General features: G+C 73.7%; 26 protein-coding genes. 16 read left to right on the top strand and 10 right to left on the bottom strand.

Annotation, left to right across the window (positions count from 1 at the left end; genetic code table 11):
• Nucleotides 1-78 precede the first annotated feature (78 nt).
• From ACIRB7_RS12790 to ACIRB7_RS12780, 3 genes are all read right to left on the bottom strand, one after another.
• The gene (locus ACIRB7_RS12790; protein WP_403596509.1) at nucleotides 79-1,065 is read right to left on the bottom strand and encodes a hypothetical protein; all 987 of its coding nucleotides are present in this window, start codon (nucleotides 1,063-1,065) and stop codon (nucleotides 79-81) included.
• Between the two features lie 123 nt (nucleotides 1,066-1,188).
• Nucleotides 1,189-1,524, bottom strand: coding sequence for a hypothetical protein (locus tag ACIRB7_RS12785; protein ID WP_403596507.1), 336 nt, complete (start codon nucleotides 1,522-1,524; stop codon nucleotides 1,189-1,191).
• Between the two features lie 124 nt (nucleotides 1,525-1,648).
• Entirely contained in the window at nucleotides 1,649-2,257 is a 609-nt protein-coding gene (locus tag ACIRB7_RS12780; RefSeq protein ID WP_403596503.1) for a class I SAM-dependent methyltransferase, read from the bottom strand.
• 163 nt (nucleotides 2,258-2,420) lie between these two features.
• Here ACIRB7_RS12780 and ACIRB7_RS12775 point away from each other — a divergent pair, with 163 nt between their 5' ends.
• From ACIRB7_RS12775 to ACIRB7_RS12720, 12 genes are all read left to right on the top strand, one after another.
• The gene (locus ACIRB7_RS12775) at nucleotides 2,421-3,254 is read left to right on the top strand and encodes an MHYT domain-containing protein (RefSeq protein ID WP_403596501.1); all 834 of its coding nucleotides are present in this window, start codon (nucleotides 2,421-2,423) and stop codon (nucleotides 3,252-3,254) included.
• A gap of 50 nt (nucleotides 3,255-3,304) precedes the next feature.
• Nucleotides 3,305-6,514 (top strand): nitrate- and nitrite sensing domain-containing protein, encoded by a 3,210-nt coding sequence (locus tag ACIRB7_RS12770; RefSeq protein ID WP_403596499.1) that lies wholly within the window; start codon nucleotides 3,305-3,307, stop codon nucleotides 6,512-6,514.
• Nucleotides 6,511-6,945, top strand: coding sequence for a roadblock/LC7 domain-containing protein (locus tag ACIRB7_RS12765; RefSeq protein ID WP_056568542.1), 435 nt, complete (start codon nucleotides 6,511-6,513; stop codon nucleotides 6,943-6,945). The genes ACIRB7_RS12770 and ACIRB7_RS12765 overlap by 4 nt, the downstream gene beginning before the upstream one ends.
• A gap of 14 nt (nucleotides 6,946-6,959) precedes the next feature.
• Nucleotides 6,960-7,376, top strand: a complete 417-nt coding sequence (locus ACIRB7_RS12760; RefSeq protein ID WP_351215466.1) for a DUF742 domain-containing protein — start codon at nucleotides 6,960-6,962, stop codon at nucleotides 7,374-7,376.
• Entirely contained in the window at nucleotides 7,357-7,974 is a 618-nt protein-coding gene (locus ACIRB7_RS12755; RefSeq protein ID WP_403596498.1) for a GTP-binding protein, read from the top strand. The genes ACIRB7_RS12760 and ACIRB7_RS12755 overlap by 20 nt, the downstream gene beginning before the upstream one ends.
• A 189-nt stretch (nucleotides 7,975-8,163) precedes the next feature.
• A complete protein-coding gene (locus ACIRB7_RS12750) occupies nucleotides 8,164-8,577 on the top strand; it encodes a roadblock/LC7 domain-containing protein (RefSeq protein WP_384105365.1) in 414 nt (137 codons plus the stop codon).
• A 127-nt stretch (nucleotides 8,578-8,704) separates the two neighbouring features.
• Nucleotides 8,705-9,883 (top strand): DUF6397 family protein, encoded by a 1,179-nt coding sequence (locus ACIRB7_RS12745; protein WP_403596495.1) that lies wholly within the window; start codon nucleotides 8,705-8,707, stop codon nucleotides 9,881-9,883.
• A 102-nt stretch (nucleotides 9,884-9,985) separates the two neighbouring features.
• On the top strand, nucleotides 9,986-11,530 hold the full coding sequence (locus tag ACIRB7_RS12740; RefSeq protein WP_403596493.1) for an ATP-dependent DNA ligase: 1,545 nt from the start codon (nucleotides 9,986-9,988) through the stop codon (nucleotides 11,528-11,530).
• Between the two features lie 116 nt (nucleotides 11,531-11,646).
• Nucleotides 11,647-12,024 carry a hypothetical protein gene (locus ACIRB7_RS12735; RefSeq protein WP_403596490.1) on the top strand — a complete coding sequence of 126 codons (378 nt, stop codon included), beginning with the start codon at nucleotides 11,647-11,649 and terminating at the stop codon, nucleotides 12,022-12,024.
• A gap of 193 nt (nucleotides 12,025-12,217) precedes the next feature.
• Nucleotides 12,218-13,003 carry a polysaccharide deacetylase family protein gene (locus tag ACIRB7_RS12730; RefSeq protein ID WP_403596487.1) on the top strand — a complete coding sequence of 262 codons (786 nt, stop codon included), beginning with the start codon at nucleotides 12,218-12,220 and terminating at the stop codon, nucleotides 13,001-13,003.
• 438 nt (nucleotides 13,004-13,441) lie between these two features.
• The gene (locus ACIRB7_RS12725) at nucleotides 13,442-14,158 is read left to right on the top strand and encodes a hypothetical protein (protein WP_403596485.1); all 717 of its coding nucleotides are present in this window, start codon (nucleotides 13,442-13,444) and stop codon (nucleotides 14,156-14,158) included.
• Nucleotides 14,155-14,526 (top strand): peptidase inhibitor family I36 protein, encoded by a 372-nt coding sequence (locus ACIRB7_RS12720; RefSeq protein WP_403596482.1) that lies wholly within the window; start codon nucleotides 14,155-14,157, stop codon nucleotides 14,524-14,526. Before ACIRB7_RS12725 ends, ACIRB7_RS12720 begins: the two co-directional genes overlap by 4 nt.
• Before the next feature lie 50 nt (nucleotides 14,527-14,576).
• On the opposite strand, the gene ACIRB7_RS12715 is transcribed toward ACIRB7_RS12720, so the two are convergent.
• Both ACIRB7_RS12715 and ACIRB7_RS12710 read right to left on the bottom strand, forming a co-directional pair.
• The gene (locus ACIRB7_RS12715; RefSeq protein WP_403596479.1) at nucleotides 14,577-15,026 is read right to left on the bottom strand and encodes a peroxiredoxin; all 450 of its coding nucleotides are present in this window, start codon (nucleotides 15,024-15,026) and stop codon (nucleotides 14,577-14,579) included.
• 130 nt (nucleotides 15,027-15,156) lie between these two features.
• Nucleotides 15,157-15,747 (bottom strand): PadR family transcriptional regulator, encoded by a 591-nt coding sequence (locus ACIRB7_RS12710; protein WP_403596476.1) that lies wholly within the window; start codon nucleotides 15,745-15,747, stop codon nucleotides 15,157-15,159.
• Nucleotides 15,748-15,893: 146 nt separating this feature from the next.
• On the opposite strand from ACIRB7_RS12710, the gene ACIRB7_RS12705 reads away from it, so the two are divergent.
• Together ACIRB7_RS12705 and ACIRB7_RS12700 are read left to right on the top strand one after the other, a co-directional pair.
• Complete coding sequence (locus ACIRB7_RS12705; RefSeq protein WP_403596473.1) at nucleotides 15,894-16,379, top strand: SRPBCC family protein; 486 nt, start codon at nucleotides 15,894-15,896, stop codon at nucleotides 16,377-16,379.
• Nucleotides 16,380-16,436: 57 nt separating this feature from the next.
• A complete protein-coding gene (locus tag ACIRB7_RS12700; RefSeq protein WP_403596470.1) occupies nucleotides 16,437-16,745 on the top strand; it encodes a CU044_2847 family protein in 309 nt (102 codons plus the stop codon).
• Between the two features lie 32 nt (nucleotides 16,746-16,777).
• Here the strand turns inward: ACIRB7_RS12700 and ACIRB7_RS12695 are convergent, their stop codons facing one another.
• Nucleotides 16,778-18,388: a PHB depolymerase family esterase gene (locus tag ACIRB7_RS12695; protein ID WP_403596467.1), complete on the bottom strand. Its 1,611-nt coding sequence runs from the start codon at nucleotides 18,386-18,388 to the stop codon at nucleotides 16,778-16,780.
• A 106-nt stretch (nucleotides 18,389-18,494) separates the two neighbouring features.
• Here ACIRB7_RS12695 and ACIRB7_RS12690 point away from each other — a divergent pair, with 106 nt between their 5' ends.
• Nucleotides 18,495-19,094, top strand: coding sequence for a tetratricopeptide repeat protein (locus ACIRB7_RS12690; protein WP_403596464.1), 600 nt, complete (start codon nucleotides 18,495-18,497; stop codon nucleotides 19,092-19,094).
• Between the two features lie 22 nt (nucleotides 19,095-19,116).
• On the opposite strand, the gene ACIRB7_RS12685 is transcribed toward ACIRB7_RS12690, so the two are convergent.
• Both ACIRB7_RS12685 and ACIRB7_RS12680 read right to left on the bottom strand, forming a co-directional pair.
• The gene (locus tag ACIRB7_RS12685) at nucleotides 19,117-19,437 is read right to left on the bottom strand and encodes a cupin (protein WP_351215437.1); all 321 of its coding nucleotides are present in this window, start codon (nucleotides 19,435-19,437) and stop codon (nucleotides 19,117-19,119) included.
• Nucleotides 19,434-20,696 carry an MFS transporter gene (locus tag ACIRB7_RS12680; protein ID WP_403596460.1) on the bottom strand — a complete coding sequence of 421 codons (1,263 nt, stop codon included), beginning with the start codon at nucleotides 20,694-20,696 and terminating at the stop codon, nucleotides 19,434-19,436. The genes ACIRB7_RS12685 and ACIRB7_RS12680 overlap by 4 nt, the downstream gene beginning before the upstream one ends.
• Before the next feature lie 137 nt (nucleotides 20,697-20,833).
• Here ACIRB7_RS12680 and ACIRB7_RS12675 point away from each other — a divergent pair, with 137 nt between their 5' ends.
• Nucleotides 20,834-21,721, top strand: coding sequence for a LysR family transcriptional regulator (locus ACIRB7_RS12675; protein WP_403596457.1), 888 nt, complete (start codon nucleotides 20,834-20,836; stop codon nucleotides 21,719-21,721).
• Nucleotides 21,722-21,732: 11 nt separating this feature from the next.
• Here ACIRB7_RS12675 and ACIRB7_RS12670 read toward each other — a convergent pair whose 3' ends face one another.
• Both ACIRB7_RS12670 and ACIRB7_RS12665 read right to left on the bottom strand, forming a co-directional pair.
• Entirely contained in the window at nucleotides 21,733-22,398 is a 666-nt protein-coding gene (locus tag ACIRB7_RS12670) for a hypothetical protein (protein ID WP_403597652.1), read from the bottom strand.
• Between the two features lie 85 nt (nucleotides 22,399-22,483).
• Nucleotides 22,484-23,473, bottom strand: a complete 990-nt coding sequence (locus tag ACIRB7_RS12665) for a hypothetical protein (RefSeq protein ID WP_403596454.1) — start codon at nucleotides 23,471-23,473, stop codon at nucleotides 22,484-22,486.
• Nucleotides 23,474-23,717 lie beyond the last annotated feature (244 nt).

The following is a 23,717-nucleotide window of genomic DNA, read 5'->3' as shown; positions in this document are numbered from 1 at the left end:
GGGGGCGTGTGGTGGGGCCGGGGGGGGGGGTCGGGGGGGGGGGGGGGGGGGGGTTGGGGGGGGGGGGGGGGGGCGCGCTCAGGCGCGGCGGTGGCGGCGGGCGAACTGCTTCTCGGGATCCGCGAAGTAGGTCCAGGGCCAACTGGTGTACGCCCCGTCGAGCGCCTGGAAGACGCGCTGGACCGTGTGCCGCTCACCCGCGAGCGACAGGGCCATGGCGAACATGTTGAAGTCGTGCTGCCAACCCGGGCGCCGCTCGTGGGCGGGATGGAGGATGCTGTGATCGGCCGCGTTCCGCAGCTCGGCCTGGATCGCCGGGTCCACGAGACAGTCCTCCCGGTCCGACTCGACCCAGTCCTCGATGTGCGCCATGGCGATCACACAACCGAGCCGGTGCCCCTGCGGCGTGCGGGCGAGGGCGTCACGGGCGAACGCCATCGCCTGGCCGGGCTCGCCACCCCAGCGGGGCTGCAACTGCGACAGCCACTGGATGTGGCTCTCCAGGTCCAGCGGATCGCGGCGCAGGGCGGCGTCGAGCCGGGCCTCGTTGACGGCGGCGCCCAGCGACATGCCGCGGCCGGAGGTGAGGAGGCGGCGCCACGGCGTGACCCACTCCGGCCGCAGCTCGGCGGCCTCCAGCAACTGCTCCTCGGCGATGCCGAGCCGATCGCGGAAGATCCGCCACTGCTCCTGCGTGACGTCCACGGCACGCGCGGCGGTACGCGCCTCCCAGCCCCACGTGAGGTGGCGCGCCCCGGATATCAGCAGGGCGGTCGCCCGGTGCTCCTTGTCCTCCTCGACGGCCCGGCCGATCCAGTCCTGCACGCCGTCCATGTCGGCGAGCTCGCCCAGGACCTGGTGGTCGCGGCCGAGGTCGAAGGGCGCGAGGGCCGCCTTGACCGCCTCCCAGTCACCCGCGTCGGCCGCCTCCACAAGGGCGAGCACCCGCGTGTCGCCGAGTGCGCGCAGGGTGTACATCCCGTTCCTCTGCCTGCGCGTGACGGGGAGGGCGTACGGATCCGCCGCCGCTCCCCCCGCACCCCTGTCGAACAACCTGCCGAACATCGCCGCGCCCTCCCCAGGCCCCGTGTATGAGTCCGGTGCAGCATAAGCGGGCCCACCGACACCGCTTCCACCGGGTTTTCACCGGTGCTTCACGCGGCGGAGGGGTGGCGTTCGCGGCAGGCTTTAGGCGTCACCCGCCGGTCGCCTCGGTTGCTGGTCCCGGAGGCCGAGCAGCGACCGGGCCACCGCACTCGGCGTCTCGTCCCGCTCCCGGGCGAGAGCGAGGAGGGCCCGGCAGGCGAGTTCGTTGACGCCGAACGACAGCATCCCGGGGGAGACCCGGCCCGCCGCCTCCTCGGCGCGGGCCGCGTCGTTCTCGGCGCACGCGGCCACGTAGTCCGCCGCGGCCTCGAAGAGGTTGTGCCCCTGCCGGGGGCGCGGTGGCGCCGGCAGGGCCGGCTCGGGCGCTCGCCGGGCGGAGGGAAGGAGCCTGCGCAGTGTTTCCGGTATCCGTGCCACGCCGCACCGCCTCTCCCGGGCACGACTGCCCGGTACGTCCACCGTAGACAGTGAAGTGCCGTGACAGAAGGGTGCGTTCACCGGCCGGCTCACATTCCCGGAAGCGCCGTGCCGGCCCGAGCCCTCAGCCCTCGCGGACGGCCATGGCCAGAAAGCGCGCGTCCTCGTCGACGTAGCTGACGAGTCGCCAGCCCGCTTCGGCGAGCACGACGCGCAGCCGGGGTTCGGCGCGCAGGTCGTCCGGCGTGATCCGGCGGCCGTGGCGGGCCGCGAGGGCGGCCCGGCCGATCGGGTGGAAGAGCGCGAGCCGGCCGCCGGGCCGTACCGCACGGGCGAGTTCGCGCAGGCCGGTGGCGGGTTCCGCGAGGTGGGAGATGAGCCCCGCTCCGAAGACGGCGTCGAGCGCCCCGTCGCGTACCGGAAGACGGCCGACGTCCGCGAGCAGCAGCGTCGCGGCGCCCCCCGCTCCGCCCCGCCCGGCCCGGACCGCCTGTTCGAGCATCTCGGGGGTGAGGTCGGCGCCGAGCACGGTGCCGGAGGGGCCGACGGCGGCGCGGAGCGGCGGGAGGGCCCGCCCGGTCCCGCAGCCGGCGTCGAGTACCGCGTCGCCCGGACGCAGCCCGATCTCGGCCACGGCCGCGGCGTACGCGGGCCCGTCGTCGGGGAAGCGGCTGTCCCAGTCGGCGGCGCGGGCGCCGAAGAACTCTCGGACGTGTGTGGGGTCATCGCTCATGCGCTCATGATTCCGTACCCGGTGGGGTGAACGTTCTTGTGAACGTTCTGTGTGCACGTTCGAGCTCGGCGCGATCGTTCGGGACCATCTCTCTGTCATATTCCATCAGCTTTCGAAATGCGCCCCTGGTGCGCCCCCCGATGCGCACTAGCGTCCCTGAGCCATGGGACACCTGGACCACGCCACCTTCGGCTGGCTGACACCTGCACTGTCGTACGCGATGGCCTGCGTCGGCGCCGCCCTCGGGCTGCGCTGCACGGTACGAGCGCTCGACGCGACCGGCCGCTCGCGGCGGAACTGGCTGCTCACCGCCGCCTCCGCCCTCGGCACCGGCATCTGGACGATGCACTTCGTGGCGATGCTCGGCTTCGGTGTGACCGGCACCGACATCCGCTACGACGTTCCGCTCACCATCCTCAGCCTCGTCATCGCCATGGCCGTCGTCGGCGTCGGCGTGTTCGCCGTCGGCTACGGCCGTGACCGGGTCCGATCGCTCCTGATCGGCGGGCTGACCACGGGCGTCGGTGTGGCGAGCATGCACTACATGGGCATGGCCGCCCTCCGGCTCCACGGCGACGTCCGCTACGACCCCGTACTCGTCGGCCTCTCGGTCCTCATCGCCGTCGTCGCCGCCACCGCGGCCCTGTGGGCGGCCCTCAACATCCACGCGCCCGCCGCCGTGGCCGTCGCGTCGCTCGTGATGGGCGCGGCCGTCAGCAGCATGCACTACACGGGCATGTTCGCCGTACGGGTGGACGTGGTCCCCTCCGGCGCGGGCCTGCCGGGGGCCACGGTCATGCAGTTCATCTTCCCGCTCGCGGTCGGCCTCGGCTCGTACCTCTTCATCACCTCCGCCTTCGTCGCCCTCTCCCCGACGGCCGGGGAACGGGCCGCGTACGACTCGGCGGGGCGTCTCACCGAGCCGGACGAGCGCGCCGTCGACGTCGCCCCGCCCGGCTTCCGCACCGCACAGCCGGCCCGTACGCCCCTGAACTGACCCTCACCCCACTTGCCACCAGAGACAGCCGCAGCCGGAACGAGGAGGCCATGCGAACTCCCCGCAAGACCAAGGACGCCGAGGCGACGGCGCCGCCGACGGGGGCCGCGCGCGGGCGGCGCGCACACGCCGGGCCGCCCGCCGAAGAACCGGGGGAGCCCACCCCCGAGGCCTTCCCGACAGCCGCCCACGCGACCGCTGGGCGCGAGGCCACCGGGCACACGGCTGGGGCACACACGACCGCCGGGCCCGCGGCGGGTGGTGGTGCCGAGGCCCCGCCCACGGCCCCGCCCGCCACTGCCCCGCGCCGGCTCCGCCCCCTGCGTCACGGCCTACGGCCCCGTACCGTCCGCGCCAAGATCGTCTCGCTCCTGATGGTCCCGGTCGTCTCTCTCCTCGCACTCTGGGGATTCGCCACCGTCACCACCGCCCAGGACGTCGCACGGCTCCGCCAGCTCCAGCGCGTCGACGCGGTGATCCGTGAGCCCGTGACGGCCGCCCTCGCCGCCCTCCAGGCCGAACGGCGCGCCGCCGTACGGCAGGTCGCCGCCCCCGGTGCCACCAGGGCCGCCGAACTCAAGGACCGGATACGCCGCACGGACGAGGCCGTCGACCGGCTCCAGCTCGACGACACGCACACCGTCGGCGACACCGGGGACCTGCCCGGCGACGTCGGGGACCGGGTGGGCGCGTTCGTCGGCAAGGTCGAGGGCCTCGCCCGGCTCCGTACCGCCGCCACCGACGGGCGGGCCGACGGGGACCAGGTGTACGAGGAGTACACGGCCGCGGTATCCGCGGCGTTCGCCGTCGGCGGCGCCCTCACCGGCATCCAGGACGCCCAGCAGGGATCCGACGCGCGCGTACTCCTGGAATTCGGCCGGGCCGGCGAGATGCTGTCCCGCGAGGACGCCCTCCTCACCGCCGCCCACCTCGACGGCAGCTTCACCGACGACCGGCTCCGCGCCTTCTCCGGCGCCGTCGAGACCCGACGCGCCCTCACCGCCTCGGCCACCGCCGATCTGCCCGCCGCGGCACGCGCCGCGTGGACCCGGCTCACCGCGAGCGGCGACCACACCCGGCTCACCCGGGCGGAGGACCGGATCCGGACCGCGAGCCCGGGCCGGGGTGCGGCCCAGGCGGTCACCTCGGCCGACTGGGACGACACCCTCGCCGCCGTACGGACCGCCCTCACGGCGATCGAGGCCGACGCGCGCACCGCGGCGGCCGACCGGGCCGACCCCTTCCCCGGTGGCGTCCTCAGCGCGGGCGGCGCGGCGGTGGTCCTCGGCCTCGGAGCCGTCGTCGTCTCCCTCGTCATCTCCGTACGCATCGGTCGCGGACTCGTCGTCGAACTCGTCAGCCTCCGCAACACCGCCCTCGGCATCGCGCGCGGCAAACTCCCCGCCGCCATGCGCCGACTGCGTGCCGGAGAGGAGATCGACGTCCGGGCCGAGGCACCGCCGGGACCCGTCTCCCAGGACGAGATCGGGCAGGTGGGCGAAGCACTCACGACCGTCCACCGCGCGGCTCTCTCCGCCGCCGTCGAGCGCGCCGAACTCGCCAGCGGCATCTCCGGGGTCTTCGTCAACCTCGCCCGGCGCAGCCAGGTCCTCGTCCACCGCCAGCTCAACCTCCTGGACAGCATGGAGCGCCGGGCCGACGACCCGAACGAGCTCGGCGACCTCTTCCGGCTCGACCACCTCACCACCCGGATGCGACGCCACGCCGAGAGCCTCATCATCCTCTCGGGCGCCGCCCCCGGCCGGGCCTGGCGCATGCCCGTCCCCCTCACCAACGTCGTCCGCGCCGCCGTCTCCGAAATCGAGGACTACGCGCGCGTGGAGGTGCGCCGGCTCCCCGAGACGGCCGTCGTCGGCGGCGCCGTCGCCGACCTCACCCACCTCCTGGCCGAACTCATCGAGAATGCCGCCCAGTTCTCCCCGCCCCACACCAAGGTGCGCGTCAGCGGCGAACCCGTCGGCAACGGATACGCACTGGAGATCGAGGACCGGGGACTCGGCATGGGCAAGGAGACCCTCGCCGAGGCCAACGCCCGCATCGCCCAGTCCGAGGCCCTCGACCTCTTCGACAGCGACCGGCTCGGCCTCTTCGTGGTCAGCAGGCTCTCCTCCCGCCATGACATCAAGGTCCAGCTGCGGACCTCGCCGTACGGCGGCACGACCGCCGTCGTGCTGCTCCCGACGGACCTGCTCCAGGGCGCGCTGCCGCCCGGCCGCGGCGCCCCCGCGCCCGGCCACGGACTCGGACCGGCCCACGCCGGACCCCCGCACGCGCGCGATGCCCGTACGCCTGCCTCCGGCTCTGGAGCCCCCGACGCCGCCGACCGTGGAAGCACCCCCGAACACGGGACCGCCGACCGGCTCGGGACCGACCGGACCAGCGCCCACCGGCTCGGCACCGACCGGACCGATGCCGACCGGCGTACGGACGACTCGCGTGCCGCACGCGAGCGCGAGGAGGAGCACCGCGCCGAGGCGCGCCGCTTCGGCCGCCCCCAGATGACCCGCACTCCGGGACAGGTCGGCCCGCCCCCGCCCGCCGGTACGCCGATCACGAGAATCGCCCCCGCCGACACCCCGATCGCCGGAGCCTCTCCCCGCGGGTCCGTCCCGGAACCCCGCCGGATCGACCCACAGCCGCCTGCCGGCGCGCGGCCGGTGCACCCGCCCAGGGAGTACGGCAACCCCCGGCCTCCCGGACCGCCCCAGGCCCCACCGTCCTCCCGACCACAGCCGCAGCCGCGCCCGTTGCCACGCCCGACCGCCGTCCCCGCACTCGCGCCGCCGCCGGAGTCCGGGCCTCCGCCCGCCGGGGTGACCGAGCTGCGCCGCCGCGGTCCCGCCGTACCGCCGCCGACGCGGGAACAGCCGCTCGGCCCGCCCCCCGGCCACGGCGGCCCCGAGGCCGAACTTCCCCGTCGCGTACGGCAGGCGAGCCTCGTACCGCAGCTGCGCGAGGCACCCGCTCCCGCACCGGCCTTCGTACCGTCCGCGTCCGACGCGGACCCCCGCACCCCCGAGCGGGTACGGGACCGGATGACGGCCTACCGGGACGGCTGGCAGCGCGGCGGAGGCGCCGCCCCCGGCAGCAGACGCCCGCTCGGCACCGGCTTCGACGGCGACCCGGCCGCGGACCCCACCACCCGGCCACGTACCGACTCCCGTACGGAGCCCGGCAGCGGCACCGGCCATGGCACCACACCCCTCGACGACCCCCGTTCCGAAGGAGACCACGCATGATCGACCACGAGAGGATCTCCCATCACCGGTCCGGCGAGCTCGACTGGCTCCTCGACGACCTCGTCATGCGGGTCCGGGAGGTCCGCCACACCGTGGTGCTCTCCAACGACGGACTCGCCGTGGGGGCCTCCAGCGGACTCAGCCGTGAGGACGCCGAGCACCTGGCGGCCATCGCCTCCGGCTTCCACAGCCTCGCCAAGGGCGCCGGACGCCAGTTCCACACCGGCGGCGTCCGGCAGACCATGGTCGAGATGGACGACGGCTTCCTCTTCGTCGCCGCGGCGGGCGACGGCTCCTGCCTCGCCGTCCTCAGCTCCGTGAGCGCCGACATCGGCCTCATCGCCTACGAGATGGCCCGCCTCGTCAAACGCGTCGGCGAGCACCTCCACACCCCGCCACGGCTCACGGTGACCCCGCCCGCCGCCGGCTGACCCGGAGAACCCCCATGAACGAGGACAGCACCGGCGGCGGCCCGTCCGCGCCGGGCAGTCAGTGGTACGACGCCGACGCCGGACCGCTCGTACGCCCGTACGCGATGACCGGCGGACGGACCAGGCCGGGGCCCAGCAACGTACGGTTCGACCTCATCGCCCTCGTCGTCGTGGACGACGATCCGCCCGGACCGGCCGAGGAGTCGCTCCTCGGCCCCGAGCACCGGTCCCTGCTCGCCCTGTGCCGGGCGGAGACCCAGTCGGTGGCCGAACTCTCCGCCGACGCCGACCTCCCCGTCGGCGTCGTCCGGGTCCTCCTCGGCGACCTCCTCGAATCGGGCTTCGTACGTGTCAGCCGGCCCGTACCGCCCGCACAGCTCCCTGACGAACGAATCCTGAGGGAAGTAATCGATGGCCTACGAGCGCTCTGAGAGCACCGGCGCGGACGACGGCGCGGACACCACCGCCCTCGCCCTGAAAATCCTGATCGCCGGTGGGTTCGGCGTGGGCAAGACCACCCTCGTCGGCGCGGTCAGCGAGATCCGGCCCCTGCGCACCGAGGAACGGCTCAGCCGTGCCGGGGAGTTCGTCGACGACACCGGCGGAGTCGACCAGAAGACCACCACGACCGTCGCCATGGACTTCGGCCGCATCACGATCCGCGCCGGGCTCTCCCTCTACCTTTTCGGGACGCCCGGCCAGGACCGGTTCTGGTTCCTGTGGGACGAACTGTCCCAGGGCGCCCTGGGGGCGGTCGTCCTCGCCGACACACGGCGCCTGGAGGACTGCTTCCCCGCGGTCGACTACTTCGAGCACCGGAAGATCCCCTTCGTGGTCGCCGTCAACTGCTTCACGGGCGCGCGTGCGTACGGCGCGGCGGACGTCTCCCGCGCCCTCGACCTGGACCGCGGCACGCCCGTCGTGCTGTGCGACGCGCGCGACCGCGACTCCGGGAAGGAGGTGCTCATCCGCCTCGTCGAGTACGCCGGGCGGATGCACACCGCCCGGCTCCTCGACACCGTCGGCTGAGCCGCCGGCCCGGAGACAGCCCGGAAGGGGAACGCGCGGGCGTGGTCCAGTGCTTGCCCTGTCCACGGCAGTGCGTAAGGCTTGCGGGGATACGGCGACACGGCGGACCGCGACGGCACGGACCACAGGACCACAGGACCACGGGAAACCGGCCGACGGGGGACGCACCACCTAGGGGGAGGACCACTGATGGCGCTGGACAAGGAACTTGACTGGCTGCTCGACGACCTGACCCAGCGGGTCGGATTCATACGGCACGCGCTCGTGCTGTCGAACGACGGGCTGGTGACGGGTGCGAGCAGCGGACTCGCCCGTGAGGACGCCGAGCACCTGGCAGCCGTCTCCTCCGGCCTGCACAGCCTCGCCCGGGGATCGGGCCGGCACTTCCGGGCGGGCAGGGCGCGGCAGACGATGGTGGAGTTCGACGAGGCGCTGCTCTTCGTGACGGCGGCGGGGGAGGGAAGCTGCCTCTGCGTCCTGAGCGCGGCGGAGGCGGACGTCGGCCAGGTGGCGTACGAGATGACTCTCCTGGTCAACCGCGTCGGCGAGCACCTCGGCGTGGCGGCACGACAGCCGGGCCGGCCGGGCGGCGGTGTGCTCTGACGCCCTGAGGCCCGACCTCGACGCCGCCGGACCGTTGTCCACAGGCAGTTGTCCACAGGTCGCGCACATGTCGTCACTCTGCGTTACGTTTCTGGTGGGGGCGGAAAGAACCGCGACCCCAGGACACATGGACGTACGTACGGGGGAGGGCGACGGGATGACGGTGGACGGAGGGGCGCGCACGGTGACACCGGGGCGGGCCGCGCAGGAACTGGAACTGGGGCGCGACGAGTTCCGGCTCGCGGTCCAGCTGGGCCTGGTGAGGACGGCGCCGACGCGAGTGGGCGTCGGCGGGCAGCGGCGGGTCGAGCGGTGCGAGCTCGACCGTCTCAGGGCGGCGCCGGACTTTCCCGCCGGCCTGCGGGAACGGGTGCGCGCGGTCGGTACGGGGGAGGCCGCCGCACTCCTGGAGATCACCCCGGACCGGTTCAGCAGGCTGGCCCGGACGGGGCACGTCAGCCCGGTGCGGTTCTCCCTGAACCGGTACCGGGCGGTGGTGTGGACCTACCTCGCGGAGGAGGTCGCCGAGTTCGGCCTCACCTGCCCGGCGCTGCTCACCGGGCGGCTGCCCCTCGACCTTCGTGAACGCCTCGCCGCGCACGAGGACCTGCGGCCCAGGAACTGGCGGGCGAAGCGGCTCGCGGTGCTGCTCCGCACCACGGGTGATCCCTGGGCGCGGGCCGCGGCCATCGCCTCGCTGCTCGACCCGGTCCAGGTGGCCGAGGTCGTCGACGACCCGTACGAGCGCGCCGAACTCGACCGACTGCGCCCACCGCCTCCGCCGGGGATGCCGGTGGCAGCGGCGGCGAGGGACATCGCCGAGCGGCTCACCCGGGCCGACGCCCCGGACGAGATCCTGTGGCAGCGGATCAGTCTCGCGATGGCCCTGGACGAGGCGCGGGCCGAGCGACCGGCTCCGTATCCGGGCGAGGCCGGTGCCGTCGTGCCGGGCGTCGGTGTCACGGCGGGGAGTGCGGGCCTGGAGGTGGCGGTCCTGGCGGGGCGCGCGGTTCCGGAGGTGGCGGTCCTGGCAGGGCGTACGGTCCCGGAGGTGGCGGTCCTGGCGGGGCGCGCGGTCCCGGAGGTACCGGTCCCGGAGGCGCCGGACCTGGAGACGCCGGACCTGGAGGTATCGGTCCCGGCCGGGCGGGCGGATCCGGTGGTGCCCGGCCCGGTCGGGCGTGCGGCGTTGACGGACCGTCCGCCGGGTCGTCCGGCCCGCAGCAGGCTCCTCGACCGGTTCCGCCGCAAGGGGCCGGACGCCGGGCGGCCCAGGGGACGGAAGCGGCCGGTGTCCTGGCCCTGACGCCGGCGCCCAGGGGGCCGTCGTCCCGATCGGGTACGGGGCGCAGGCACCGGGCGGGGGTGTCGGCGTGCGGCGGTCGGAAGCTGTGGGGAGGATGGGCTCATGCTGCTCGCCCGCGTCGCCGAGGTGTCCCGGGAGGTCACCGCCGCCTCCGCGCGCTCGCGCAAGATCGGCCTGCTGGCCGAGCTGTTCGCGGAGGCGGCCCCGGAGGAGAGCCCGCTCGTCATCGCGTATCTGTCGGGACGGCTCCCGCAGGGGCGGCTCGGCGTCGGGTGGAGCGTCCTCAAGGGAGTGGTCCCTCCCGCCGTCCCTCCCGCCGAGCTGCCGGGTCTCACGCTCGGGCGGGTCGACGAGGTGATGTCGGAGCTCGCCGCGGTCTCCGGAGCCGGCGCCCGTGCCGAGCGGACCCGGCTGGTTCACGCCCTGTTCGCCGCCGCCACCCACGACGAGCAGCAACTGCTGCTGCGGCTGCTCACCGGAGAGGTGCGTCAGGGAGCCCTCGACGCCATCGCCCTGGAGGGCGTCGCCCTGGCCGCCACCGTGCCCGCCGCCGAGCTGCGGCGCGCCGTGATGCTCGAAGGCGCGCTGCCCAGGGTCGCCCAGGCGGTGCTCGCCGAGGGAGTCACCGCCCTCGACCGGTTCACCCTGCGGGTCGGCAACCCCGTGCAGCCCATGCTCGCGCACACCGCCGCATCCGTCACCGAGGCGATCGCCGCCCTCGGGGCGTGTGTCGTGGAGGAGAAACTCGACGGCATCCGCATCCAGGTCCATCGACGTGGAGACGAGGTCCGTGTCCACACCCGTTCGCTCGACGACATCACCGACCGGCTCCCCGAAGTGGTCGCGACCGCCCGCGCCGTGCCCGCCGACGCCTTCATCCTGGACGGCGAGGTCATCGCCCTCGACCCCACCGGACGCCCCGTGTCCTTCCAGTCCATCGCGGCCCGGGTCGGTTCCCGCACCGACGTGGCCGGTGCGCGGGCCGTCCTGCCCCTCACACCGGTCTTCTTCGACGTGCTCGCGGCCGGCGGAGAGGGGCTGATCGACCGATCGGGCCGCGAGCGGCACGCGGTCCTCTCCCGGTTGCTCCCCGAGTCCCAGCGGGTCCGTCGCGTCCTCGTCACCGACCCGGCCGACCCCGCGCAGATCGCGGCGGCCGAGCGGTTCTTCACCGACACACTGGCTCATGGGCACGAAGGTGTGCTGGTCAAGGCCCTGGACGCGCCGTACGTCGCCGGCCGCAGAGGGCGTACCTGGCTGAAGGTGAAACCCGTCCACACCGTCGACCTCGTCGTCCTCGCCGTCGAACGGGGCCACGGACGGAGGACCGGGCTGCTCTCCAACCTCCATCTCGGCGCCCGCGCGGCCGACGGCGGCTTCGTCATGCTCGGCAAGACCTTCAAGGGGCTCACCGACGAGATGCTTCGCTGGCAGACCGAACGGCTCGGTGAACTCGCCGTGGAGGACGACGGATTCACCGTACGGGTGCGCCCCGAACTCGTCGTGGAGATCGCCTACGACGGTCTCCAGACCTCGACGCGCTACCCGGCCGGTGTCACCCTCCGCTTCGCCCGCGTCGTGCGTCACCGCCCCGACAAGCCGGCCTCGGAGGCCGACACGGTCGAGGAGGTCGTCGGCCGCCGGTGAGGGACGGGGGCGGGCCTCGCGCGACGCGGTCCCGAGAGGGATGCTGGAGTCGTGGTACGACGAGCGCCGGTACGACGAGCGCGGGGTGCCGCGGGCGCCCGGCGGGCCGCGAGGAGATGAGCGACGTGTACGACTTGCACATCGACACCGACGTCACCGTGCAGCTGTGCGACTGCAGCCGGGAGGACGCACAGGCCGTCTTCGACGTCCTCGACGGCGTCTACCAGCTGGAGGACATGACGGCCCCCGGTCCGCAGACGGCGACAGGCCCTGCCCCCACCGTCTGGACGGCCACCTTCGACACGGCCGGAGGACGGCACGAGGAAGTGCGTCCCACCTCTCTGACCTCCCCGGTCGGTGCCACGCTCACCGGTGGCTACCACGCCGTCGACGAGGTCGAGAAGGTGCTCGCCGCCGGCTTCGACATCCAGTCCCTGCAGTCCGTCTCCGGTGACCAGGAGACCGAGGCCCGACTGCTGCTCGCCTCGCGCTGAGCGAGCGCGCGAAACTCCCCGGACGGAGCGGACGGGCGCCGTCCGGGGTTCACGTGTGCCCGCGCGATCGCGGGACCCCCCGACCTCCCCGGTATACACCGTGTGTAGAGTGCTCGGGCAGCCGTGCGTCACGCCCTGACCAGGCGGTTTTCCGGCTGCATCGAAGACATCGCAGGGGAAAGCGGGTTCCACCATGTTCCGATCCAGGCTGGGCCGACGCCGGGGGACGGCCACTGCCCTGTTCGCCGCCGCGTCGCTGATGCTGACGCTCGGCGGCTGCGGGGTCGACCCCGTCACCCCGCAGGACGCCCGGGGGGAAGGCGGAACCGACGACAAGGCCGGCTCCGCGGCCCGCCGCGTCGACTGCGCCAAGGTCAAGTGCATCGCGCTGACCTTCGACGCAGGGCCTGGCAAGGACACCCCCCGGCTCCTCGACATACTCAAGGAGAAGCAGGTCCCCGCGACCTTCTTCCTCCTCGGCCACAGGCACGTCGACCGGTACCCCCAGGTGGTCAAGCGCATCGCCGACGAGGGGCACGAGGTCGCCAACCACACCTGGACCCATCGGATCCTGACCGATCTGGACGAGGCGGAGGTGCGCGACGAGCTGTCCCGCACCCAGGACGCCGTCGAGAAGATCACCGGTCGGAAGCCCACGCTCATGCGCCCGCCGCAGGGCCGTACCGACGACACGGTGTCGGAGATCAGCCGGGAACTCGGGCTGGCCCAGGTCCTCTGGAGCATCACCGCCAAGGACTACTCCACCACCGACTCGGCTCTCATACGACAGCGCGTCCTCGAACAGGCGCACGGTGACGGGATCATCCTGCTCCACGACATCTACGACGGCACGGTCCCGGCCGTACCGTCGATCATCGACGAGCTCAAGCGGCGAGGCTTCACCTTCGTGACGGTGCCGGAGCTCCTCGCCCCCGGCACGGCCGAACCGGGCACCGTCTACCGACCCGAGAAAGACTGACAAGCCGACCGAAACCGGGTGAGGTGTCTCACACCACCCACCCGGGAACGCTCGGAACATTCGGGAAAGGTTTACCGTTCATACGTATGTGACGGCGAAGGGGCCCGGTCCCCAAGGTCCCCCCCAGAGGTGACCGCCCTTCGCGTCACGGCGATCGGCCCCGGTTGGAATCCCCCGTCCAACCGGGGCTTTGTCGTTCCCGCCCCCACCCCACTCCCGCCCCCACTCCCGCCCCCGCTCCCGCCCCCGCTCCTGCCCCCGCACGGCACTCTCCCGCACAGCTCGCCGACGGCGCCCGAGGGGCGCGCACTCCGGCGCCTTCGACTCGTTCGAGTGAGGCCCGGCATGGCGGCTCCGCCCCCGGGAAGTGATCTTCCCGGGCCGTCGGGACGACCACTCGCCGGCCCCTCCGACCAGGGACGATCGAAGGGGGACCCCGTGCTCCGCACCACCTCGCGCACCCGCCACGCCCTACTGACCGCGGCAGCCGCACTCCTGATCTCCGCCTGCACCACCGTCAGCCCCGAGACACCCCCCGGTCCCGCCCGAGTCCCCTCCGGCGCGGCGGCCCAGGACGCGCTCCTCAAGGCCGCCGAGCAGCGGCTCGTCGCCGACTGCCTGCACGACCATGGGCTGTCCCTGACGTCCAGGCCCCGAGCGCCGGACGAGGACCGGACCTTCCGGGCGGCACTCTTCGGCGCCGGACCCCCGGAACTCTCCGTCACCCTCGCCACGGGTGCCACGGTCACCGCCCACGAGGACGGCTGCCTCGCCACCGCCCGCCACCGGCTGTACGGCGATCAGCGCCGCTGGTTCCGGGCCCAGGTCATCGTCGACAACCTCCGCACCGAGGCCCAGGCCCGGATGAGCGCCGACCCCGACCACCGGGCGGCGCTCGACCGCTGGACCCGGTGCGTGACCCCACCCGACCGGCCCCGCCCCGACCGTCCCGATCCGGCCGTCGCCGCCCGCTGCGCCCGCGAGAGCGGACTCGACGAGGTCCGCGCGCGGCTGGAGCCCGCCGAGCTGGCCACGGTGCGCACCCTGCGCCGCGCCGAGCTCACCACGTACAAGCAGTTGCGCGACCGCGCGCTGCGGCGGGCAGCCGAACTGCCCGCGCCCACCCACCCGCAGAAAGGCCCCACCCTCTCGTGAAGCGACTTCTCGTCACCACCGCCGCGGCGCTGTTCGCCGCCACCGCCGGCCTCGCCCTCGCGACCTCCGCGATCGCCGCCGAATGCCCCAGCGGTGAGTTCTGCGTCTGGCAGAACTCCGACTTCGGCGGCCAGCGCGCCAACTGGAGCGGGGACGACGGATGGTGGGAGAGCTGGATCTCCGACACCGACTCCTCCTGGGCCAACCACGGCATCTCGGGACCCGGCATCAAGGACCACGTCAAGGTCTACGAGAGCGCCTGGCAGGGCGGCAGCATGACCATCTGTCTCGCCCCGGGACAGGAGGTGGGCTACAACGGCGCGGCCAACGACCGCGGCGACTCCCACATCTGGTCGACGGGCTGCTGACCCGCCCCACACCGCCGACCGCCGGACGGCCCGGCCCGGTCGCTCCTCCGTCAGGCGTCGCGGAGGGCGGCGAGGGCGCGGTCCGCGTGGGCGCTCATCCGTAGCTCGCTGCGCACGACCTCGCGCACCCGTCGGTCCTGGCCGATCACGAAGGTGACCCGCTTCGTCGGCGCGAGCGAGAACCCACGCTTCACGCCGAACCGTGCCCGTACGGCGCCGTCCGGGTCGGACAGCAGGGGGTAGCCGAGGGAGTGCCGCTCGGCGAACTCCTGCTGCCGCTCCACACCGTCGGAACTTATCCCGACGGGCAGCGCGCCGACAGCCCGGAACTCGGCCGCCAGGTCACGGAAGTGGCAGGCCTCGGCGGTACAGCCCGGCGTCATCGCCGCCGGGTAGAAGAAGAGGACGACCGGTCCTTCGGTCAGCAGCCCGGTCAGGGAGCGCGGGGCGCCCGTCTCGTCCGGAAGGCTGAAGTCCTCGACGAGGTCACCGACGTTCATTGCAGGCCCATCCCCGATCCGTGCCCGTGAGCGGCCGGCACCTCCGGTACTCGCGGCCGGTGACGTTACCGCAGAGTAGCTCCGCCGTCACCCCTCACCGCCCCCGGCCCGGTACTCGTACGGGCCCGCGTCACCCCTGGGGCACACCCTCCGGCCGTCCGCCCCGCGCGGCGGCGCGCCGGTCGAGCACGGCGAGGGCCTGCTCGCCCCAGCGCACGTTCTCCTCCTCGAAGAACCGGCCCCGCATCAGGGTGAGATACGGGCCCACCCGCTCGGTCTCCGCCAGGTACCGCTCCTCGTCCCGGCCGTCGAGCATCCGCTCCCGCAGCCGGTCGTAACGGGCCAGCTTCGCCCGCGCCGCCTCCATCCGCTGCGCCACGAACCCGCGGACGGCCGCCGTGTCCCCCTCGTCGCAGGCCTGTACCTGGACCATCAGCTCGTCCCGGACGGCGCTGGGCCGCGGCGGCGTCGACGTGTACGCGGCGAGGTCCCGCAGCCCCGGCTCGGTGAGGCTGAACATCCGCTTGTTGGGGCGCCGCTCCTGCTCCACCACACGCGCCGTGATCAGTCCCGCCTCCGCGAGCCGGTCCAGCTCGCGGTAGAGCTGCTGCGGGGTGGCGGCCCAGAAGTTGGCCACGGACACGTCGAAGATCTTGGCCAGGTCGTACCCGGAGGCCTCGCCCTCCAGGAGGGCTGCGAGGACGGCGTGCTTGAGCGACATCCGGCCACGCTAGCAGCACGTTGAATAGTTTCTTCCGCACCTATTCAACCGGTGCGGCCCTGCCGTACGGGGGCGCTTCGCTGGCACGTCCGTCGGGCGCCTGCCTAGGCTGGAGAGAGGGGACGGCAGACCCGAGGGGCAGCGCGATGGACAGCGGCACGTTCGTCTACACCAGCTACATGCGGACCACTCCCGACGAGCTCTGGAAGGCCCTCACCGACCCGGCGTTCACCCGTCGCTACTGGGGCGTGGCCTTCGAGACGGAGTGGACCCCCGGCGCGTCCATGGTCTGGAACGAGGGCGGCCGCAGGACCGCCGACCCCGAGCAGGTCGTCCTCGCGGCCGAGCCCGGCCGCCTCCTCTCGTACACCTGGCACACCTTCACCCCGGCCTGGGCGGAGGCCGTGCATCTCGGGCAGGACGTGTACGAGCGTCTCGCCCGGGAGCGCCGGTCCCAAGTGACCTTCGCGATCGAACCCTCCGGCGACACGGTCAAGCTCACGGTCACGCACGGCGAACTCGAAACCGACGGCTTGATGAAGGACCTGATCGGCGAGGGCTGGCCCGCGCTGATCTCCAGCCTCAAGTCCCTCCTGGAGACGGGCGAGGAACTCCCGGAGCCGCCCCGCTGAAAGGAACCGCTCGTCCGCGCCCCGGACCACCCCCCCCGCCGACCGTAGGGAGCTTCGATGACGGACATCACGCGGGTCGAGGTCGGGGACGCGACCCTCTTCGTGGAGGCGCGGCGCCTCGGCCCCGACTCGGACCTCGAAGGGCTCGGCGGCCGTCTTCCCGACCTCTCCGCGGTCACCGAGGCCCTCTCCTCCTTCGCCGGGCAGATCGGGGACGCCCTCCACCGGGCGGCCCCGGACCGGGCGACCGTCGAGTTCGGCTGCCAGCTCGGACTCGACGCCGGCAAGCTCACCGCCCTCGTCGTCCAGGGCAGCGCGAACGCGAGCCTGCGCGTCACCCTCGAATGGGAGAAGCCGCCCCGCTGAGCGAGCCGGACGGCCACACCCACCCGACGCCTCTACCGGTACTCGACCGTCAGGGTCACCGGCGTGTCCCGGTTCACGAAGAGATACGCGGTCCCCGTCGGCGCCGAAGCGAACCCGAGCCGGAACTGCGTGACCCCGCCCCGGTTCAGCGCCGCGAGCGCCTCCGCCGACAGGTCCGTCGACACCGCGCTCCCCGAGGAGAACGCCTCGATCCGCGCCGCACCCGCGACCGAGGCCGCCGCGGACCAGTCCCCGGGCTCCACCGCGCATCCCCCGAAGCAGCCCGTGCGCAGGTCCACCAGGAGCCGGTTCCCCACCGGTGAGGCCCACGGATCGCCCGAGCCCCCGGACCGGGTGACGGTCAGCCACGCCCGGGTGACCTCCTTCCCGGCCGGAATCCGCGAGGTGTCGAAGGAGACGAGCGACCGGTTCACCTTGCCGTCCGTGCCCCGGCCGAGCGCGAGGCCGGACACGTCCTCCAGGGTGCCGACCGCCGCCCCCGAGCCGTCCGCCGCCGCCTTCACGTACCCGTCCTCGGCATCCGTACTGGACAGGACGGCCCGGCCCGGGGCGGGCGGCGGTGTCCCCGTGCCGCGCAGGGCCCGCACCATGCCCATGACCGCCTCGATCTGCTTCCCGCCGTGCCGCGCGTAGGCCGAGTCACCGAGGTAGCCCCACCAGTTCCAGCAGCCGTTCGGGTTCTCCAGGGTCGTGGTGGGCGCCGCCTGCGGGTACAGCACGATCATGTCGTTGGTGTCGGCGTACTCGTTCAGGTAGGCGCCCTCGACGAACCGGGTCCCGAACCCCTGGTACGCGTACCCCTGCTTGCAGCCGTGCAGCGCCACGAGCAGCCGGCACCGCGCCCCCTCGGCGCAGGACGCCGGTACGTACGCGAAGCCCTCGCCGCCCATGGAGAGCGCGGCCGCCGAACCGCCCGGCGCATACGCGTTCTGGTCGAAGCGGATCAGCGAGCCGCCCGTGCCTGACCCGGGCGCCGCGACCGAACCGAGGAGGTGCCCGAGGAGCGCCCCCTCCGCGTCGATCCCGCAGTTGTTGAGGTACGGACTCTGCGTCACCGTGCAGGAGTTGGGGCCGAGCGGAGTGACCCAGGCGTGCCCCGCGGCCGTCGAGCGGTCGTAGCGCACCCGGGCGCCGAACCGGCCGTAGTAGTCGGCGAGCGCGTCCACCACCGGCCGCTTCACCGTCGTGTCGTTCGAGCCGCCGAAGACGTACACCGGGTCACCGGCCAGGTTCGCCACCGGGTCGACCTGGCCCTGGGCCGACCGGTCGCGGGTGATCTGCTCCAAGGTGGCGAGCGACAGGTTCTGGGTCGTGTCCATACAGGCGTTGAGCGCGGTGGCGAGCTGCCCGCGTGCGCAGTCGTACGGCCCCGACGCGAACACCGCGGAGCCCTCGAACGTACCCGAGTACGCCACGTGCAGCTGGGTGGCCATGTAGCCGCCGGACGACACGCCCGCGCTGAACACGGAGCCGATGTCGTACGGCGTGAGCGTGCCGGGCACGGGCGGGGGAGCGGCGGCCCCGGCGGGGACCGCCGTGGGGAAGAGGGCCGCGGCGGCGCACAGCAGCAGCGCCGCGACACGGCGTGGCCCGCTGCGGCGGGTGGGACGGGGTGAACGCATGGGGGCTCCCGGATGGCTCGTTCCTGACGGAGGTTCGGCCGGGAGGCTATGGGCGGGTGGGCGTCCTCCTCCATGGGCGAGGACGCCACAATCCGGCCCGCCGGGTATGGCGGCCCATCACCTGGCAGCCGCCCCAAGGGCGCCCGCCGCGAGCTGCGAGGATGCCGTCACGGAACTCCACGACGTGAGGAACGGCCCGCTGGCCGAGGCGGTCGCGCTGCGCCGACAGGGCCGGACGGAGGAGGCCCGCGAGCGGCTCGTCGCGCTCGCCGCCCACCACCCGGACGACGCCGAGATCGCGTACCAGACGGCCTGGGCGCACGACGCCCTCGGCCTGGAGGCGGAGGCCGTGCCGTACTACGAACGCGCACTCGCGAGCACCGGGCTCACCTCCGAGGACGAGGACCGGCGTACGACCCTCACCTCCGAGGACCGCCGCGGTGCGCTTCTCGGGCTCGGCAGCACCTACCGGGTCCTCGGCCGCCACGACGACGCCGTCACGCTGCTCACCGGCGCCGCCGAGGAGTTTCCCGAGGACGGCTCGCTGCGGACCTTCCTCGCGATGGCCCTCTACAACACGGGCCGGCACCACGAGTCGGTCCGCCTGCTGCTCCGGCTGCTCGCCACCACCAGCGAGGACCCGTCCGTACGCGCCTACCGCCGGGCCATCGAGCACTACGCCGAGGACCTCGACGCGACCGAATGACGGGAGGTCCGGCCCCGTACCGTCAGTCGTTCACCGCCGTCAGGAGCACCACCGCGTCCTCGAGGGCGGTGAGCCCGTGCCGCTCCTTGGGGATCATCCGCAGCGTGCCCGACGCGAGCTCCTCCGCCCACCCGGCCGCCGTCAGGTTCACCCGGCCCCGCAGCACCTGGAGGCTCGCGGCCGGCGGCGCGTTGTGCTCGTCGAGGGACGTGCCCGAGGTCAGGGCGATGACGGTCTGCCGAAGCACCCCGTCGTGCATGAGGAGATGAGCGCTGCGCCCGTGCGGCGCGGTGCGGGCGGCGGCGAGATGCTCGTCGGCGAGGGCGGTGAGGTCCAGCTTCATGACTCTCCCTGCGGGGTGCGCGGGCGGACACCCCCAGCCTCTCGTGTGACGTCCGGTACGCAACTCGGGGCCGCCGGCCGCGCCGAACGCACCACCACGAGCGCGCCGACGGCGACGAACGCCCCGGCGGCGAACAGGGCGGCCGGCCAGCCGTACGCCGCGTACAGCCAGGACCCCGCGAAGGTGCCCAGCGCTCCGCCGCCGAACGTGGCCAGCATGAAGACCGTGTTCACCCGCGCCGCCACCGCCTGATCGATCCCGAAGACCCGCGCCTGGTTGGCCACCTGGCAGGAGCTGACCCCGATCACCAGCAGGTTCGCCCCGGCCACCAGGGCCGCCGGGGAGTACGGGGCGAGGCCGGCCACACCGAGACCGAGCCCGGCGAGGGCCAGCCCAGCGGCGCTGACGGCGGGCGCCCCGTACCGGTCGGTGAGCGGCCCGGCCGTCGCCGAGAGCAGGGCGGCGGGCAGGGTCAGCACGCCGAAGAGCCCGGCGGCCCCCGGCCCGTACCCGAGCGCCGGCGCCGCCAGATGGAAGGCGAGCACCGCCCAGAAGACACTGAACGCGGCGAAGACACAGGCCCCGAGCAGCGCCGCCACCCTGAGCGCGCGGTGGGCGGTGAGCAGGCGCGGCAGCCCGGCCAGGAGCTTCGCGTACGAGGTGCGACCTGGCGGGCCGAGCCGTTCGGGCAGCCGCCGGGGCAGGACGCACAGCAGGGTCGCCGTGGCCACGGCGGCCACCAGGTACGCCACCCGCCAGCTACCGCTCGCGTCGGTCACGGCGCCCGAGACCGTACGGGAGAGAGTGGAGCCCAGCGTCAGGCCGAGGCCCACCAGACCCACGACCCGGCCCCGGCGCCCCGGACCGGCGAGGACCGCCGCCACCGGGGTGAGGATCTGCGGCAGCACTGTCGTGGTGGACAGCGCGAGCGTGGCGAGCGTCAGCGTGAGCACGTCGGGGGCCGCCGCCGCGACGAGCAGCGCCCCGCTGGTGAGGGCGAGCAGCAGGGAGGTGAGGCGGCGCAGCCGCGCGGTGTCGGCCAGCGGCACGAGCAGCAGGATGCCGAGCGCGTACCCGATCTGCGCGGCGGAGGCGATGAGCCCCGCCGTCCGCTCCGAGACGTCGAGGCCGTGGGCGACGGCGGCGAGCAGCGGCTGCGGGAAGTAGATGTTGGCCACCGTGACCGCCCCGGCCACGGCGAACAGCAGGACGTTCACGGGCCGGGCGGGCCCGGGGCTGGATCGGAGGCTGGGTTCCACGGACTCTCTTCCGCGCGGGGAGGCTGATGTCTCCAGGCTCCTCGCAGCCGGACCGCACGATCAAGATGTCATCATGAAACCGACGTTGAGCCAGACTCAACGATCGCGAGAGATCGTGAAGGATCAGGAGGGGCCGGATGCTCGAACGCCACGAACTGGAGACGTTCCTCACGCTCGCCGAGGAGCTCCACTTCGGGCGCACCGGCGAGCGCCTCGGCGTCTCCACCGGCCGGGTCAGCCAGACCGTCAAGAAGCTGGAGCGTCGTATCGGCACGCCGCTCTTCGCGCGTACGAGCCGCAGTGTCCGGCTCACCCCGGTCGGCCGACGCCTGTACGAGGACCTCCGCCCCGCCCACCAGCAGCTCCGCGCGGCCATGGAACGCGCCATCGAGGCCGGACGCGGATTGCACGGCCGGCTGCGCACCGGCTTCGGCACCCCCTGGGGCGGCGAACTGCTGACGGCCGCCGCCGACACCTTCCTCACCCGGCATCCCGGCTGCGAGATCACCCTCCACGAGGTCCCCCTCGACGGCGGCGTCCGGCCCCTCAAGGACGGCGAACTCGACATCCAACTCACCGCCTTCCCCGTGCGCGAGCCGGAACTCACCACCGGCCCCGCCGTCGTCCGCGACGACCGGGCCCTGCTGCTGCCCGCCGCCCACCCCCTGGCCGGCCGCCCGTCCCTCGGCCTCGACGACCTCGCCGGGCTGCCCCTGATCACCACCGGCGGCGCGAACGCCCGCCACTGGCTCGACCACCACTACCCCCCGCGCACCCCGTCCGGAGCGCCCATCGGGCGGGGCCCGGTCGCCGCCACCTGGCAGGAGGTCCTCTCCCACGTCACGGCGGGCCGGGGCGTCGCCCCCGGTGCCGCGCGCGGCGCCCGCTACCACCCCCGCCCCGGCGTCGCCTACGTCCCCCTGCGCGACGCCCCGCCCCTCGAATACGGCCTGGTCTGGCCCACCGCCGCCGACTCCGCCCTGCTCAGGGCCTTCGTGACGGCGGTCGGCACCCGGCGGGCCTGACGGGCCGCCGGTCAACCGCCGCCACGCGGCACGAGCGCCCCCGTCAGATGGTCGTACGCCACGTGCGCGTGGAGCCGGACGCCGGTGACGAGGGTGTCGTCGTCCGCGTAGAAGCGAGGGTTGTGGTTGGTCACCAGACCACGACCGCCCGGTGCGGGCACCGGCCGGCCGGCCGCGTCCAGCGTCGCGTCCTGGACGCCGAGCATCACGTACAGGCCGCCGAACCGGCTCACGAACTCGGAGACGTCGTCGTACCCGAGCGTCCCGCCCGTCTCGACCACCCGCTCCTCGCCCACGACCCGGCGGAAGGTCGGCAGTCCCGCCTGGACCCACGGGCCGCTGTTGTGCACGGGTGGCACGGACTGCAGGTACTCCACGGTCGCCGTCGCCCCGTACGCCGCGGCCGAGTGCTCCGCGAGGGTCGCCAGCCGCCGCTGGACCCGCGCCATGTCGGACTCCACGGCGCAGCGGACCGTGCCCCACAGCGTCACCGTCTGCCCCACGATGCTGAAGCGGCCGACGTCCTCGATGTGCCCGATCGACACCGTGACCGGGTCGAAGGCGGAGACCTGCCGGTACAGCCGGCCGATGCCCGTCAGGACCGCGCCGACGGCGGGCATCGGGTCGATGCCCTCCCAGGGCGTGGACCCGTGCGTCTGCTCGCCGGTGACGACGATACGGACGAGGGTGGAGGCCCCGTACTGGCGGCCCTGGCTGGACCCGGCGCCCCGGTGAGTCCGCGACCCGCAGGGGTCGCTCCCATCAGGACGTGCTCTGGCTGTGGAGCTTGCGGAACTGGGCGAGGAGGAGGTTCGGTTCCTTCACGGTGGTGAAGTAGGAGGCGCTAGGGACGTACACGCTCTTGCCGCGCACCGCCACGGAGGTCGGGTTGGAGAGCCCGTCCTGCCGGGTGAGGACGGTCTCGCGGGAGCCGTCGGGGCGTACGAGAGCGACCTCGCGGTCCATGATCAGGGCGGCGAGCACGGTGTCGCCGCGCCCGGTGAAGGCGAAGTCGTCGATCCAGTTCAGCCCCTCGGCCCTGGTCTCGATCACCCCGGCGCTCTTGTCGTCGCGTACGGGGACGCGCAGAAGCGTCTTCCGGTCGGTGTTGGACACCCACACGGCGCCGTTGTGGACCTTGATGCCGTTGGCGCCGACGCCGGAGCCGTCGGGAGCGGGCAGGGGCTGGAGCACGGTTCCCGTGGCCCAGGCCGTGGGCGTGCCGCCCTCCCGCGGGGCGCTCCACACGGTTCCGCGGACCGAGTCGGCGACATAGAGCACGTCGCACTCCTCGTCGAGGGCGATGCCGTTGGGGAAGCCGTCGGCCGGCAGCCGCACGATCTGGACGGGCGCGCCGCCGCCGGGCGGGATGCGCCAGATGCCGGTCTCGCTCGTTCCGGTGGCGTACGTGACGTAGAGGGTCCCGTCGTCGGCGCGCGCGATACCCAGGGCGGCGGCCGCACCGATGACGGGTGTGTTCGGGTTCGCCACGGCGGGCAGGGTCGCGAGGGTCCGTCTGGTCCCCTGTGTGTCGACGTTGACGACCTGACGGGCGAAGGACAGGGTCAGGTTCGCGGAGCCGTCGGGATCGAGGGCGATGTTCTCCGGAGTCTGCCCGAGGGCGTAGTCGAAGCGGGCGACGACGTGTGGGTCGGGCACCGGTGGTCCACCGATCGCGGGGGAACCCGCGACGAACACGGTGAGGGCGGCGGCAGCCGTGGCCGTGGCGGCCAGCCGAGGCAGTCGGAACATGGACGTCTCCTTGGGCGGGGCACGAGAGGCGCCGGAAAGCGTGGCGCCAGACGAACATGACGGCACACCGCCCCGGGGCGGCGGCAGCCGTGCCCAGGGGATCGCCTGCGTGGCCCACGACATGCGGCCGGTTGCCCCGCACCCGGGTGAAGTACCGTCCGGGAGGGAAGCCCCCTGCATCTGATCCGCCGGACGGCCCCTGGGGCGGACCGGGCCGCTCGGCTTGCGCCCGCGCCGCTCGGAC

It is taken from the genome of Streptomyces sp. NPDC093795, from assembly GCF_044764665.1.
GTDB lineage: Bacteria > Actinomycetota > Actinomycetes > Streptomycetales > Streptomycetaceae > Streptomyces.
The sequence above is the reverse complement of the archived record's forward strand: the minus strand, read 5'-3'. Positions and strand labels throughout refer to the sequence as shown.

Bases quoted from the DNA above. Each gene is read 5' to 3' on its own strand.
- ACIRB7_RS12790 (WP_403596509.1), bottom strand. From the start codon at position 1,065: ATGTTCGGCAGGTTGTTCGACAGGGGTGCGGGGGGAGCGGCGGCGGAT.
- ACIRB7_RS12780 (WP_403596503.1), bottom strand. From the start codon at position 2,257: ATGAGCGATGACCCCACACACGTCCGAGAGTTCTTCGGCGCCCGCGCC.
- ACIRB7_RS12775 (WP_403596501.1), top strand. From the start codon at position 2,421: ATGGGACACCTGGACCACGCCACCTTCGGCTGGCTGACACCTGCACTG.
- ACIRB7_RS12770 (WP_403596499.1), top strand. From the start codon at position 3,305: ATGCGAACTCCCCGCAAGACCAAGGACGCCGAGGCGACGGCGCCGCCG.
- ACIRB7_RS12765 (WP_056568542.1), top strand. From the start codon at position 6,511: ATGATCGACCACGAGAGGATCTCCCATCACCGGTCCGGCGAGCTCGAC.
- ACIRB7_RS12760 (WP_351215466.1), top strand. From the start codon at position 6,960: ATGAACGAGGACAGCACCGGCGGCGGCCCGTCCGCGCCGGGCAGTCAG.
- ACIRB7_RS12755 (WP_403596498.1), top strand. From the start codon at position 7,357: ATGGCCTACGAGCGCTCTGAGAGCACCGGCGCGGACGACGGCGCGGAC.
- ACIRB7_RS12750 (WP_384105365.1), top strand. From the start codon at position 8,164: ATGGCGCTGGACAAGGAACTTGACTGGCTGCTCGACGACCTGACCCAG.
- ACIRB7_RS12745 (WP_403596495.1), top strand. From the start codon at position 8,705: ATGGACGTACGTACGGGGGAGGGCGACGGGATGACGGTGGACGGAGGG.
- ACIRB7_RS12740 (WP_403596493.1), top strand. From the start codon at position 9,986: ATGCTGCTCGCCCGCGTCGCCGAGGTGTCCCGGGAGGTCACCGCCGCC.
- ACIRB7_RS12735 (WP_403596490.1), top strand. From the start codon at position 11,647: ATGAGCGACGTGTACGACTTGCACATCGACACCGACGTCACCGTGCAG.
- ACIRB7_RS12730 (WP_403596487.1), top strand. From the start codon at position 12,218: ATGTTCCGATCCAGGCTGGGCCGACGCCGGGGGACGGCCACTGCCCTG.
- ACIRB7_RS12715 (WP_403596479.1), bottom strand. From the start codon at position 15,026: ATGAACGTCGGTGACCTCGTCGAGGACTTCAGCCTTCCGGACGAGACG.
- ACIRB7_RS12710 (WP_403596476.1), bottom strand. From the start codon at position 15,747: ATGTCGCTCAAGCACGCCGTCCTCGCAGCCCTCCTGGAGGGCGAGGCC.
- ACIRB7_RS12705 (WP_403596473.1), top strand. From the start codon at position 15,894: ATGGACAGCGGCACGTTCGTCTACACCAGCTACATGCGGACCACTCCC.
- ACIRB7_RS12700 (WP_403596470.1), top strand. From the start codon at position 16,437: ATGACGGACATCACGCGGGTCGAGGTCGGGGACGCGACCCTCTTCGTG.
- ACIRB7_RS12695 (WP_403596467.1), bottom strand. From the start codon at position 18,388: ATGCGTTCACCCCGTCCCACCCGCCGCAGCGGGCCACGCCGTGTCGCG.
- ACIRB7_RS12690 (WP_403596464.1), top strand. From the start codon at position 18,495: ATGGCGGCCCATCACCTGGCAGCCGCCCCAAGGGCGCCCGCCGCGAGC.
- ACIRB7_RS12685 (WP_351215437.1), bottom strand. From the start codon at position 19,437: ATGAAGCTGGACCTCACCGCCCTCGCCGACGAGCATCTCGCCGCCGCC.
- ACIRB7_RS12675 (WP_403596457.1), top strand. From the start codon at position 20,834: ATGCTCGAACGCCACGAACTGGAGACGTTCCTCACGCTCGCCGAGGAG.
- ACIRB7_RS12665 (WP_403596454.1), bottom strand. From the start codon at position 23,473: ATGTTCCGACTGCCTCGGCTGGCCGCCACGGCCACGGCTGCCGCCGCC.